Here is a 13,565-nt window from a genome sequence, read left to right as displayed (position 1 = left end):
TGCTTTTTACCCTAAACTGAGAGGCTCTTCGTAATGCTCGGAATGTCAGCGGAGTTCAATAAAAAATAACTATATTAATTTTGTGAATGCGATTCCCGCTTAGAGCTCACTGCCCAGCACAAATCTGTAATTAAAGGCCAATCATGATTTTTTACAGCCTCTTCCGGAACGATCCAAGATCCGCCGACACAAGATACATTTGGCAACCGCAAATACTCACCATAATTCGCTGCATTAATTCCACCTGTTGGGCAAAATTTGACCTGAGGAAATAACCCCGATATCACTTTCAACATGGGAGTACCCCCAGCAATCGCAGCAGGGAAAAATTTAAAATGAGAATATCCCATGCCCAAACCCTCCATTAATTCTGAGACACTGGCGACACCTGGAATCAAAGGAATTTCACTTTTCTTTCCTGCCATTAGTAGTTCTTTCGTTTGACCAGGGCTAATTGCAAATTGAGCTCCTACAGCTAGCACTTCATGCAGTTGCTCAGGAGTAATAACAGTCCCAGCTCCAATCAATGCTTCGGGAAATGTATTGATAAGCAATTCTAGAGCGCTCATCGCAACCGGTGTCCTTAATGTCACCTCAAGTACATTAATTCCGCCAGCAAACAAAGCTTCCGCTAAGGGTACTGCTTGCTCCAATTCTCTTATGACTATCACTGGAATCACTGGAGATGTTGAAAATACTGTACTTGGTTGTATTTTCCATTCAGGAAATGACATGGGGCGCTCCTGACAAAGATTGTTTCAAACTGACACCTGCACCTAAAATTCCAGGTTGAGCTGCTACAATCACATAAGTTGGAATTAGCGCATTGAAATCGCTGAATCGACCTTTATTTTCAAATTGAGATCTGAATTCACTTTGATGTATCAAGGACAATAAGCGTGGTACAATGCCGCCAGCAATGTAAATGCCACCAAAAGCTCCATAGGTTAAGGCCAAATCACCAGCAAAAGCTCCTAAACTTGAAAAAAATTGAGCTACAGTTTTATGAGCAATAAAACACCCCTGACTTAGTGCCATAGATATAATTTGTGCTGCTGACAAAGATTCAACTTCTTTACTATGATATGCTGCTAAAGCTTGATATAGATTTTCCAAACCTTGCCCTGATAATAAACGCTCATAAGATACACGTGGATATAGATTTTTTAAGTAGTTATAAATAAACCACTCTTGCTCGGTTTTTGCTCCCCAATCCGCATGACCACCTTCCCCTGCAAAAGCAGTGTAGCTTTGTTGATTTGGGACTAAATAAGCAACGCCCAAACCTGTTCCTGCGCCTAACACCACTCTCACTTTACTACTATCCAGATAACCATTACCAACCGGAATCAGATCCTGACTCGACAGGGCAGGCAAACTCATTGCAATCGCTGTAAAATCATTCATGACTTCCAGGACATCAAGTCCGAGTTCCTGTTTTAATTCAGTTATTGAAAACTGCCAATGACAATTCGTCATACTAACCAAATCATCGATGACTGGACACGCAATCGCTATAGCAATATGTTTTATTTCCTGCAGAGAATGTCGGGCTTTATAAGTTACTAACGCGGACTCAAGACTAATGAACTCGGCACAAGGATAAATTTCGATTTTATCCATCTGCAAATTGATGAGATTCACCCTACTGAAACGAGCGAAAGTACCCCCTATATCCGCTACAATCGCATACTGCGTCAAATCATGATGCATCATAACAAAATTCATTTCCTTTAAATAAACTACAAGCGCCTTGTTCTGCACCAGTAAAATGAAATCTTAAATTACTAAATAACTCTCGACCCATACCTTGCATAGAATTATGTCCGTCCGGGCTATTCAAGGGGCGACTCGCCAATTTTTCATCAGAAACTAATAATTGGAGTATCCCTCTTGTGCAATCAATCAAAATCGTGTCACCGGTTTCTATCTTGGCAATAACCCCTCCATCTACAGCTTCAGGAGTTACATGAATTGCAGCTGGTACCTTACCCGATGCTCCAGACATACGACCGTCAGTAACCAAGGCAACCTGGAAACCTTTATCCATTAGCACACCAAGTTTTGGAGTTAATTGATGTAATTCTGGCATGCCACAGGCTTTTGGACCTTGGAAACGCACAACTACCACACAATTTTTATTAAGCAACCCCTGATTGAACAAGTGTTCAAATTCCTCTTGGCTTGCACATACTACTGCCGGGGCTTCTATGACTTGATGACCATCTTGAAGGCTGGATGTTTTAATGACAGCCCTTCCAAGATTACCACTCAAAACCTGAAGTCCACCTTGAGGTTTAAATGGAGCAGCAGCAGATGTTAAAACATCATTATTGCTGGATCTGTTTGGGCCAGCAACCCAAGTTAATCGATTATTAATTAGTTGTGGCTGTTGGGTATACTTATCTAATCCAAAACCCATCACAGTATTCACATCAGGATGAAGTAAATCAGCTTCTAACAAAGTTTTAATAAAATAAGCCATTCCCCCAGCTCTTTGAAAATGATTAATATCAGCATGGCCGTTGGGATAAATCCGAGCGATTAACGGGGTAATTGCGGATAATTGCGCAAAATCATCCCAATTTACCGAATACCCTGCCATAGCAGCTATTGCAATAAGATGCATGGTATGATTGGTAGAACCCCCTGAAGCCAATAATCCTATAATTCCATTCACAATATTTTTCACATCAAGCATCTGCCCTATTGGCATATAATCAGAATTTAAATCAGTTAATAATATGACCTGACGGGCAGCCGCTTTAGTTAGTTCATCTCGCAAAGGAGTATTGGGATTAACAAATGAAGAACCAGGAAGTTGTAACCCCATCAATTCAATCACTAATTGATTGGAATTTGCCGTACCATAAAATGTACAAGTTCCAGCAGAGTGATAGGATGCAGCCTCTACATCCAATAAAGCACTCTTATCTACTTCGCCTGCAGCATACAATTGACGAATTCTTGCTTTTTCCTGATTGGAGATACCAGAAGGCATGGGGCCAGCAGGCACGAAAATAAACGGCAGATGGCCGAAAGACAATGCTGCCATTAGTAAACCTGGAACTATTTTATCGCAAATACCTAACAGTAATCCGCCATCAAACATGTTATGTGACAAAGCAATAGCAGCAGATAAAGCGATCACATCACGACTCAGTAAACTCAACTCCATCCCTGCTTGCCCTTGAGTAATCCCATCACACATGGCAGGAACGCCACCAGCAAATTGTGCAACTCCTCCAGCAGCAGATATCGCTTCTTTAATCAAATCAGGGAAGGTAACATAAGGTTGGTGTGCTGATAGCATATCATTATAGGCAGAAATAATAGCAATGTTGGCTTTTGAATTACTTCTTAAAATGGCTTTGTCTTGTTTAAGGCAAGCAGCAAAACCATGCGCTAAATTTCCACAATGCAGAACACTGCGTTGAGGACCTTTTGTACGAGCCTTAGCAACTTGCTGTAAATACTGTAATCTTCTATGAGTACTACGATTTTGAATATTTGCAGTCACTTGATCTACTACAGGATGCATTCTTTTCCCTCATCAGTCGGAGCATACATCACTTCCACATTGACATTCGGATTATGTAAAACAGCACAAATTGGCATAACGGTTGGTTTATTACTTTCCATAGCCTGCTCTAAGACAGTCCGCTTTTTTTGACCTACTAAATGTAAAAAAATAATCCGACTATTTAATAGTCGTCTTTTTGATAAACTAATTCTAGGGAAAGGAGCCGTTTTGGGATTTACTAAAAGTACAGCTTGTGCCTTATCATCCAAACCTGAACTTAATTCATCACTACATGGAAATAACGATGCGGTATGACCATCCTCTCCCATTCCCAAAATCACCGCATCAAAAGTTGGCAAAGAATCAATTTGGTTATTCACTGCATGCAAATGACTTAAGAGATCAGTGCTTTCATCATATAAGCTTATCAGTTTGGCATTTGCTGCCTTACCTTGCAGTAAAAAATCGCGAACCAACCGTTCGTTACGTTGCGGGTCATTAAGGCTGACACAGCGCTCATCAGCCAGGGTGATAATCACTCTTTCCCAGGGCAAATCAGTTGCAGCCAACTTCTTAAATAAATCAATAGGGGTTTTACCACCCGAAACCACCAAATAAGCTTCGCCTCTTAGCTTAATAGCATCGGACAAAATAGTACTTAACTTTTCTGCCATGTCATGCGTCAACTGTTTAGCATCCATAAAACTATGAAGCGGCATTTTGATCACCCCAAACATGTGCTTGCCCATTAAATAAGCGGATGACTTCCTTAGGACCCCAGCTACCTGCTGGATAAGTATACAATGGAATATTTTCTTCTTCCCAGGCTGAGATAATACTATCGATCCATTGCCAAGCTTGCTCAATTTCTTCTCGACTTACAAATAAATATTGATTACCTAACATGACCTCTAGCAACAATCTCTCATACGCGTCCGCAATTCTTCGAGTTTTAAAACTATGATGAAAATTTAAATCCAACTTACTATCATGCAATTCCATGCGTTCGCCAAGACCTGGTATTTTATTCAATATCCTCACTTCAACACCTTCATCAGGTTGTAAACGAATAATTAACTGATTAGGTGGCAGTTCTTCTTTGATTGAGTGGAAAATATTGTAAGGCTGCGGTTTAAAATATATCACCACTTCACTTTGCTTTTTAGGCAATCTTTTACCAGTAAGCATATAAAATGGCACACCGGACCACCGCCAATTATCGACATAGGCTTTAATCGCTACAAAAGTCTCCGTTTTAGAGGATTCATTAGCTCTTTCCTCTTCCAGATAACCAGGTATTTTTTTACCATTTGTTAAATAATTAGACCTATACTGGGCTCGTATTGTATGGTCGTGTACATTTGATTTATTAATAAAACGTAACGATTTTAATACTTTTAATTTTTCACTTCGGATACTTTCTGCTGAAAGGCTCAAGGGTGGTTCCATTGCTATCAAAGATAATATTTGTAACAGATGATTTTGTAGCATATCTCTGACTTGCCCTGATTTATCGTAATATTCCCAACGACCCTCAACACCTATTTCTTCAGCAACCGAAATCTCAACTCGCTCGACAGTACGATTATCCCAATTTGTCGAAAAAACAGAATTGGCAAAACGAAGTACTAATAAATTCAATACCGTTTCTTTACCCAAATAATGATCAATACGGTAAATTTGATCTTCTGAAAAAAAACAAGCTACCTGTTCATTAGTTGCTATAGAAGAGGGTAAGTCATGACCAATTGGTTTTTCTAAAACAACTCGCGATGGCTTATCAGTTAAACCAAGACGAGAAAGACCGTGACAAGTTTGAGAATAAAGGCTTGGGGGGATTGCCAAATAAGAAATAACCACTCGGTCAGATGGATTAACGTAATCCATTAGCTTTTGATAATCATCGGGTTTATTTAAATCAAGTGTGCAGTAAATCAATTTCTCGATAAAACGTAACCAGATTGCTTCATCAATTTCAGCTAATAAAAATTTCTGAATTTTATTTTTAATCAAATCAACATAAGCAGAAAAATCCAAATCTTCTCGTGCACACCCGATAATTCTGGTTTTTTCATGAAGTAAGTTGGCAGATTCCAATTGATATAATGCAGGCAATAATTTTCGGCAAGATAAATCACCTAATGTACCAAACAAAATTAAATCACAAGGATACTTCGATTCTGCTTTTAAGAGCATATATCATCCTAAAATTACAATGGCTATGTCACTGAAACTTCATCGATTTTACATCACTGTAATCAAGCGTCAATCAAAATTGATTTTTTTCATTCTTTAATCCTGCAAAATAATATACGTCAATGAAGCCATCCATAAGCAAAATTAATTATCCTGGAAAAAGCAGTTCAATCTACTACGAGCCATTATTGCACTGAATTTTCCAGGATTATGCAAATCATGTTTGGTTCTTTGTTGTCAGACTGATATATCGTATAAAATTAGAGAATTTTGAATAAAAATTGCAAAACTTCATTTTTATGCTATATGAAATAAATAAATGTTTGTGAATAAATAAAATCACTTTAATTAGGAGCAAACCTATGCTTAACAAGAGATTTTCAGAGAGGCTGAATAAAGAATTAGACAGCATCGGCGTACCAGAAGCCACTGCTGAACGAATTGATGCACTGTCCAAACTCATTAAAATTCCAAAATTTAAGGCAGAAGCTTTACTTAATGGGATTACAAGTCCTGATGAAACAATATTAAAAACATTGGCACAAGAGCTTGAAGTTAATGCAGACTGGTTAATTGGCAAGAGTGATTCGAAATCAGGAGCTCATTAAAATTACCCATGAAATCTATGGTTCAAACTAATTGGTTTTGCCTTTTTCTCAATGTACTCAATAATTTTTCCAGCTAAATTAACATTAGTTGCTTTTTCTATACCTTCCAGGCCTGGTGAGGAGTTAATTTCTAAAACTAATGGGCCATGATTTGAACGAATTAAATCAACACCAGCAACTCTTAACCCCATGGTTTTCGCAGCGCTAATGGCAATTGCACGTTCTTGTGGAGACAATTTCACTTTAACAGCCTTTCCTCCCTGATGAACATTTGCCCGAAACTCTCCTTCTTTAGCCTGCCTCTTTACCGCAGCAACCACTTTTTCCCCAATAACAAAACAGCGTATATCTGTACCGCGAGATTCTTCAATAAATTCCTGAACCAAAATATTGGCATGCATCTCTTTGAACGCATTAATGATACTCACCGCTGATTGATGGCTGTCAGCAAGAATTACCCCTTTACCTTGTGTTCCTTCCAACAGCTTTATCACCAGAGGAGCACCTCCTACCATATGAATCAAATCTTCAGTATCATCAGGGGATTGAGCAAAACTGGTTAGCGGCATAGGGATCCCTTTGCGTGCCAACAGTTGCAATGATCGAAATTTATCCCGAGAGCGTGAAATAGCAATAGATTCATTTAGGGTGTACATCCCCATTGTTTCCATATGGCGCAAAACAGCAGTGCCGTAATAGGTAGTTGAAGCACCAATTCTTGGAATTACTGCGTCAAAATGCTGCAAAGGTGCTCCACCTCGATAATGTACCTTAGGGTTAGAGGCCGCCACATTCATATAACAATATAAAGGGTTAATAATTTTAACCTCATGACCCGCAGCTTCCCCTTCTGCCTTTAACCGTTTATGGGAATATAAATGTGGGTTAGTTGCCAATATCGCAATTTTCATGAATTAAACTTTCCTCAGTAATTTCACAGATCAATCTCAACAATCCAAACAAATTCACCTAGCTCCACTGCAATAAAGCAACTTTTAAGCATCACAACAGGGCTCCCCTCAGAATTACAGGAGCACCTACTTGGAGAAAATCGCGGTTTTTAAGCTAAGATAAATGAAATGTCAACAACCCTTACTTAAAGCCTAGATTAAAAATCACAAATTATCCTCCAAAATAAACATAACTGGAGAATAATTTTTGAATTCCTATAAATAGGGAATTAATTAACCTGGCTGCATTCCGTATGATTTGTGACATCAAATAAAACTAAGTCGGTCTTAGTCATTGCTTCCTGCATAGATAAAACATCAAGCCTCTAGCTAGGATACTAATAAGATATAATCCTTAGCTAGCATATCCGCCTGATGTGGTGTAGTAAAAAATGCATTTAACTCGCCTTGGGGATTAAATAGCATCACAGCGCCACTATGTTGTATATCATAGTTCTGAGGATCAGTGCTGTCTTTATTAGCGACTTTGGCATAGGCAATACCCATCTCATGCGTCATTAATTTAATTGAGTCCTCTTCACCTCTTGCTCCATAGAACGACTTATGAAAAGCAGTGACATAATTGCCTAATTTATCAAGATTATCTCGTTGTGGATCTATGGATATCATCACGACTTGCGGTAAATTTTTTACCCCTTTTCCTTCCAAAATTCGGTACATTTTTCCAAGTTCTGCCATCGTAGTAGGACACAGATAGCCACAATTGGTAAATCCAAAAAACACCAAAGTCCATCGACCTTGCAAGCTTGAGTTATTAAAGACTTTCTGATCCGTACCTGTCAGACTGAAATTATTAATAGTTCTTGGGTTTTCCAGATAAGTTCCATGGAGTTCAGCAACGTTGATCTTTTTCTTAAAATGAAGATTTTGAGATATATAAACGCCGGCAAACAAACTGGCCAGGGCTAACAATATGACAACTGTCAAAGTGGTCCCTTTAATTTTTATGTTCATTTTAACCCCTCAAAAATAGTGATCAATTAATAAAAATACAAACAATAGCATCAAATACACAATAGAAAACCGGAATGTTTGCATAGCCACTACAGGTTTATCAGTACGATATAATTTATGCGCCCAAACTAAAAATCTGATGCCTAGCACTAGAGCCCCGAACAAATAAACCCAACCACTCATACCCACAACAAAGGGCAAAAGACTGACAACCAGCAGCAAAACAGTATAGAGATAAACATTCAATTTGGTAAATTGAATGCCGTGCGTCACAGGTAACATTGGAATTTGGGCATCTTGATATTCCTTATATCGATAAATGGCTAAAGCCCAAAAATGAGGGGGAGTCCAGGTGAATATGATTAGTACTAATAATAATGCCTGGGGATCCAATTGATTAGTGACAGCAGTCCAACCCAGCAAAGGAGGAGCAGCGCCTGCTAAGCCACCAATGACAATATTTTGCGATGTGGCACGTTTTAGATAACCTGTGTAAACACCTGCATAACCAATCAAAGTTACAAAAGTAAGTAACGCAGTTAATTTATTAACAAAAACAACGAGCACACTCAATCCCATTATCCCAATAATCACAGCAAACCATAACGCTTGTGTTACTGAGACTCGCCCATAAGCCACTGGTCTCTTTTTTGTCCTAGCCATAATAGAATCAATATGTCTGTCTACCAAATGATTAACTGCAGCAGCGCTGCCAGCGCATAATCCAATTCCAACTAAGGTAAAGGCTATTAATCTTAAACTGACCCAACCTGGAGCTGCCAGATACATTCCTACCACTACGGTTAATAGCATGAGCAATACAACACGTGGCTTACACAGTTCTATATAGTCACGCCAATCCACTGGAAGTCGAGTGGCACATTCAGTACGCATGGTTATCACTCCCTCTGGTAAAATGCAAAGCACAAAATGCTGTTGCTAGTAATAATGCTGCTATCCCATTATGGGCGACTGCGACTTTTACTGGTAATAAATAAACCACATTCATTATTCCTAAAGTAAATTGAAGCAATACTAACGCAGTCATAATAAGAGCTGTTGCTCTTAAACGACTTGAACGAGTTTGCATCCATATCAATAATGAAAGAATCAATAGATAGGTTGCAGTCAATATGGCTCCAATTCTATGAATGAATTGAATACTAACCCGGACTTCATTTTCAAGTAATCCCCCTTGATAATTAGCCCCTACTGCAGAAAATAAATTAAATCCCTTTGCAAAATGCAATTCCGGAAGCCAAACGCCATTACATGTTGGAAAACCAACACAAGAAATACCAGCATAGTTAGCGCTTACCCAACCACCTAAGGCGATTTGCAATACAATAATAACCACACCCCAACGTAACCATGGCCGCCACTTTGGTAAATCCTGTCCACTTAACCCACTCATTTGTAAACGAAAACGACTCAAACAAGCTACGATTAACATCCCACCTAAAAGATGCCCCATCACTACTACAGGTAACAACTTTAAAGTAACAGTCCACATTCCCAATACCGCTTGAAATATAACCAACACCAATAAAGTCAACGGAAGTTGCCAAGGTAAATCGTCGCCCCGATGTCGTCTTAACAATACCCTGAATGCAATAAAAAAAATCAAAAGAGCTAAAGTTCCTGCCACATATCGATGAACCATTTCAGTCCATGCTTTTGTTGATTCAATAGGGAGATCGGGGTATTTAGCCTGAGCTTGGTGCAGCTCTTTATCTGCTCCGGGAAGCACCAATCGACCATAGCAACCTGGCCAATCCGGACAACCTAATCCCGCATCTGTTAAACGAGTATAAGCTCCTAACATAACCACCAAAAAAGCCAAAAAAACAGCAAGGGTAGCAGCTACTCGTATTGAACTATTAGACATCAATTTATCCGCTCTTAATTTCTGTTGTGTTGAGTAAAAGTTTCAGATCTTTATATATATCATCTGGATTACCTCCGGGTTGATAACTTAATATGAGGTAATTATCTGGATTCTCTATAAATATTTTTGCATGAGGAGACAAGTTTTCCAACTTAGCCATTTCGGCTGATGATAGCGCTGCAACATGTATATCCTGTTCTTTTAAAATGGGTTTCAATTCCTCAGCCAGTAACGAGTCTTTGTTGCCAAGAATTAACCACTCATCCACCTGATACAATTTTCGACCAAAAGCAAGACGAACTCTTCCTAACAAGTTAAGCTGCTTAAGGCATGTCTTATCGCATCCATCAGGAGTCCAATAGATGATGCGCCATTTTGCATTACTATCTAAAGGGTTCAGAGCTACTGGTGTGGAAAGCAAATTACCTTTATTAATTTTAGAACTACCTAACCAAGAAGGATTTTTATAAAATAAATAGGCAGCTATTCCGGGCGCAACAAAAATGACAGCCAAGAGTAAAAGTGTAATGTATTTAATGTATTGTTTATTCATTTTTCTTTAAGTTCAATGCCACGAATATAATCAGGATAACCAACGCCATAGCAAACCACTGTATTGCATAAGCGAAATGGCGCTGCGGAGGCATTGATACTATCTCCCATTCACGTACAAAACCAAAAGGTTCACTGCTATCGAGGCGAATAATAAACGGATAGACCTTTTTTTGCAAAATTTGTTTCAGTATTTCTTCATCTATAAGTTCAAGAATGGTCAGTTTATTTTCTTTTTCTTCGAAGCGAGGTCCTAATACCCACTGTTTTTTACTTGGGAAATATACTGTACCTAGCATTTTAAAACTTCCGTGGGGAATTTGAACTTCAGGAAAAATACGTCGAGTGATATCTCCAGAAACCCATCCTCTATCCACCATAACGACTGAACCATCATCAAGAAGCAGCGGAGAAATAACATCATAACCAAACTGATGCTGGTAATGTTGGTTATCAAGCAAAAACAATTCAGGTAAATAAATTCCTTGTAGCCTGATCTTTTGATACTGTTCTGGCAGTTTTTGGCCAGGCTCCCAGATCAATGGATCTTGCTTTGCCAATGCTTCTTGGGCGACTATCATTTTAGTTTTTTCATCTGCCCTTTGTATTTGCCATAATCCAAGTCCTACAAATATAGAAATAAAGAAGATAGCTAGAACAAGCATTAACCAATTTGGGGTGAAACGAAAATTAAAACAAGTTAAACTAGGCATCTATAATCAACTACTCATTAGGTTAGCTAACATTCCTCTGAAGCTAGCAATGTCAGGAGTATAACAAATGTTCACTAAAATCTTCATCATCTTTGTCATGATTCTTATTGTCGCCTCTCTAGCAAGTGGACTATTTTACTTAGTCAAAGATTCCGATAAATCAAAACGTACTGTTAAAGCATTAACCATTAGAATTGCGATTTCATTATCTTTATTTGTTTTTTTATTTATTGCATTCAAATTGGGATTGATTCAACCTCATGGAATTTAACTTTTAGGATCAATAAATTCAAGCATAGAATTATGGACGATCTCCGTGCTTGTATAAAACCACCTTTGGAAGATCCCTCGTTAACGTTTGGGGCGACAGGCTACAAAAGTTTTGCAGGGATAACATCGACTCTCAATGACGAAATCTAGCCGAATTTTTCCTTAGCTTATTGACAGTTCTATAAAGAAATACTCGTAAAACATCAAACTTATAATGCCCTTATCAACGCGATCGAAATCAGTGGTTTAGAAATTGTTCAATAGACCATCTATACTTTTGATGTAACTCATAAAAGCGACGGTGGCCATCATGATGATAGTGCTGTTTTTGCTTTATCTCATAATAGGTTTACAAATTCTATATAAACCTAATAAAACTATAATATTACAATTCCTTTTTAGTTTGTTTCTTATATTGATAAGCTTCAATTATCACAGCCATCTGGTGAGTCTATGAACAAACAAATGCGACTCCATCTTTTTGGAAATACTTCAGGATTATTCATAATTTGCTGCATTTTAATCTTCGCATTCATAGATCAATTAACTCGTCATGAACTACCTTGTCCTATATGCATTTTGCAAAGAATTTGCTATGTTGCAGTGGCACTCTGTTTTGTTATGAATTTAACATTGGGTATTAGAACTTCACATTATGGATTAATGCTTTTAGCCAGCCTTTTAGGATTGGCCATTTCAGTTCGACAGATTTATATTCATTTAACACCAGGGGATCCTGGTTATGGAAACCTTTTTTTTGGTTTACATCTTTACACTTGGTCAGCAGTAATTTTTTTAATAATTATCTTGCTAATTTCTACGGCTCTAATCCTTGATAGAGGTTTCATGCCAGAATATAGAGTGCAAAATAAGTGGGTAAAAGTAATGATATGGGTATTTTTTATCTTGATTCTTGCAAATGGAATCAGTACATTCTTAGAATGTGGACCGCATGAATGTCCAGATAACCCGAGTAATTATTATTTATTAAATAAGAATTAACGTGAGTTCGATATAAAAGGCAAGGAAATGCTCTTTATATTGTTAAACGAACGTTATCCAGTAAAATGCGCAGCATTGATACGGGATCTATTCCCAAATAGTCTGGTTCGATATCAAAAAATAGCCTCATTTTTTGATATCGAACTCACATTAATTAAGGATCTTGAGGACTTAAAATGCGTCTTTTGTTTATCAGTTTAATTCTTATCAGTGGATATATACAGGCCGATACAATAAATAATTACATGAATATTGCTAATAATATCCCGCAAATGGAAATGAAAGCAGACCCTCAAGCTCAAGCCTGGGCAAGATCCGCACGTCACGTACTCACCATTACCAGTGAAAGTATTGCTGAAACACTAGTCCAGGCTAATGAAGTCGCAAAAACGCAAGGCAAACCTATTTTTTGCTTGCCGCAAGGGGTACAACTTAATTCTTTTGTCATGAACGAGCTCATTCAACAAACTTACAAAGAGATATCCAGTCAACAAAGTGATAAAGATAAAATGACAGTTTCTCAAGTCGCTCTATTAGGTCTTGGCAAAAAATATCCCTGCGAACCGAGTCCTCAAGAGAAACAAATGCAACATATGGCGTCTATACTATCTCCTCAGTAGCACTTACTGTAATGACTCTTCCTGAATTTTTTCTACAAACGATTTAAACAAGAAAATGTTGCCTTGAAATTGTTATTACGGATATTAAACCCTGTGAATTGCTTCGCTAATACTCGCATTTTCCAAGTCCTTTATTTATTTCTATTTCCTTTAGGTAACAGGCTGGCTTCTAATAACTACTTGATGTGAGTTCCCTATCAAAAAATGATGTTATTTTTTGATAGGGAAGCAGACTATTTTGGAGCAGATCTCGTATCAATGCTGCGCG

The 13,565-nt window shown here is 38.1% G+C and carries 16 protein-coding genes; 5 read left to right on the top strand and 11 right to left on the bottom strand.

What is annotated here, in order from left to right:
* Positions 1-74 precede the first annotated feature (74 nt).
* From ACZ5EK_RS02240 to zwf, 5 genes are read right to left on the bottom strand one after another with little or no spacing between them, the layout of a single operon-like run.
* Positions 75-734, bottom strand: coding sequence for a bifunctional 4-hydroxy-2-oxoglutarate aldolase/2-dehydro-3-deoxy-phosphogluconate aldolase (locus ACZ5EK_RS02240; RefSeq protein WP_464431199.1), 660 nt, complete (start codon positions 732-734; stop codon positions 75-77).
* A complete protein-coding gene (glk, locus tag ACZ5EK_RS02235) occupies positions 721-1,716 on the bottom strand; it encodes a glucokinase (RefSeq protein WP_464431198.1) in 996 nt (331 codons plus the stop codon). The genes ACZ5EK_RS02240 and glk overlap by 14 nt, the downstream gene beginning before the upstream one ends.
* A complete protein-coding gene (gene edd, locus ACZ5EK_RS02230; protein WP_464431197.1) occupies positions 1,703-3,541 on the bottom strand; it encodes a phosphogluconate dehydratase in 1,839 nt (612 codons plus the stop codon). Before edd ends, glk begins: the two co-directional genes overlap by 14 nt.
* On the bottom strand, positions 3,529-4,242 hold the full coding sequence (pgl, locus tag ACZ5EK_RS02225; protein WP_464431196.1) for a 6-phosphogluconolactonase: 714 nt from the start codon (positions 4,240-4,242) through the stop codon (positions 3,529-3,531). Before pgl ends, edd begins: the two co-directional genes overlap by 13 nt.
* On the bottom strand, positions 4,229-5,719 hold the full coding sequence (zwf, locus tag ACZ5EK_RS02220) for a glucose-6-phosphate dehydrogenase (RefSeq protein WP_464431195.1): 1,491 nt from the start codon (positions 5,717-5,719) through the stop codon (positions 4,229-4,231). The genes pgl and zwf overlap by 14 nt, the downstream gene beginning before the upstream one ends.
* Positions 5,720-6,081: 362 nt before the next feature.
* Here zwf and ACZ5EK_RS02215 point away from each other — a divergent pair, with 362 nt between their 5' ends.
* Complete coding sequence (locus ACZ5EK_RS02215; protein WP_464431194.1) at positions 6,082-6,327, top strand: hypothetical protein; 246 nt, start codon at positions 6,082-6,084, stop codon at positions 6,325-6,327.
* A 2-nt stretch (positions 6,328-6,329) separates the two neighbouring features.
* On the opposite strand, the gene rimK is transcribed toward ACZ5EK_RS02215, so the two are convergent.
* The 6 genes from rimK to ACZ5EK_RS02185 form a co-directional block, all read right to left on the bottom strand.
* The gene (gene rimK, locus ACZ5EK_RS02210) at positions 6,330-7,238 is read right to left on the bottom strand and encodes a 30S ribosomal protein S6--L-glutamate ligase (protein WP_464431193.1); all 909 of its coding nucleotides are present in this window, start codon (positions 7,236-7,238) and stop codon (positions 6,330-6,332) included.
* A gap of 369 nt (positions 7,239-7,607) precedes the next feature.
* Positions 7,608-8,252 (bottom strand): SCO family protein, encoded by a 645-nt coding sequence (locus ACZ5EK_RS02205; protein WP_464431192.1) that lies wholly within the window; start codon positions 8,250-8,252, stop codon positions 7,608-7,610.
* Positions 8,253-8,261: 9 nt separating this feature from the next.
* Positions 8,262-9,146 (bottom strand): heme o synthase, encoded by an 885-nt coding sequence (gene cyoE, locus ACZ5EK_RS02200; RefSeq protein ID WP_464431191.1) that lies wholly within the window; start codon positions 9,144-9,146, stop codon positions 8,262-8,264.
* On the bottom strand, positions 9,136-10,140 hold the full coding sequence (locus ACZ5EK_RS02195) for a COX15/CtaA family protein (RefSeq protein ID WP_464431190.1): 1,005 nt from the start codon (positions 10,138-10,140) through the stop codon (positions 9,136-9,138). Before ACZ5EK_RS02195 ends, cyoE begins: the two co-directional genes overlap by 11 nt.
* Positions 10,141-10,144: 4 nt before the next feature.
* Positions 10,145-10,693 carry a hypothetical protein gene (locus ACZ5EK_RS02190; RefSeq protein WP_464431189.1) on the bottom strand — a complete coding sequence of 183 codons (549 nt, stop codon included), beginning with the start codon at positions 10,691-10,693 and terminating at the stop codon, positions 10,145-10,147.
* On the bottom strand, positions 10,686-11,405 hold the full coding sequence (locus ACZ5EK_RS02185; RefSeq protein ID WP_464431188.1) for an SURF1 family protein: 720 nt from the start codon (positions 11,403-11,405) through the stop codon (positions 10,686-10,688). The genes ACZ5EK_RS02190 and ACZ5EK_RS02185 overlap by 8 nt, the downstream gene beginning before the upstream one ends.
* 67 nt (positions 11,406-11,472) lie before the next feature.
* Between ACZ5EK_RS02185 and ACZ5EK_RS02180 the strand changes: the two genes are divergently transcribed.
* The 4 genes from ACZ5EK_RS02180 to ACZ5EK_RS02165 all read left to right on the top strand — a co-directional run bounded on the left by ACZ5EK_RS02180 (position 11,473) and on the right by ACZ5EK_RS02165 (position 13,297).
* A complete protein-coding gene (locus tag ACZ5EK_RS02180; protein WP_464431187.1) occupies positions 11,473-11,676 on the top strand; it encodes a twin transmembrane helix small protein in 204 nt (67 codons plus the stop codon).
* 309 nt (positions 11,677-11,985) lie between these two features.
* On the top strand, positions 11,986-12,132 hold the full coding sequence (locus tag ACZ5EK_RS02175; protein WP_464426299.1) for a DUF5993 family protein: 147 nt from the start codon (positions 11,986-11,988) through the stop codon (positions 12,130-12,132).
* On the top strand, positions 12,129-12,677 hold the full coding sequence (locus ACZ5EK_RS02170; RefSeq protein ID WP_464431186.1) for a disulfide bond formation protein B: 549 nt from the start codon (positions 12,129-12,131) through the stop codon (positions 12,675-12,677). Before ACZ5EK_RS02175 ends, ACZ5EK_RS02170 begins: the two co-directional genes overlap by 4 nt.
* Before the next feature lie 176 nt (positions 12,678-12,853).
* Entirely contained in the window at positions 12,854-13,297 is a 444-nt protein-coding gene (locus ACZ5EK_RS02165; protein ID WP_464431185.1) for a phosphatase, read from the top strand.
* Positions 13,298-13,565: the final 268 nt, after the last annotated feature.

Source organism: Legionella sp. JM-2024 (assembly GCF_055389095.1).
The sequence above is the reverse complement of the archived record's forward strand: the minus strand, read 5'-3'. Positions and strand labels throughout refer to the sequence as shown.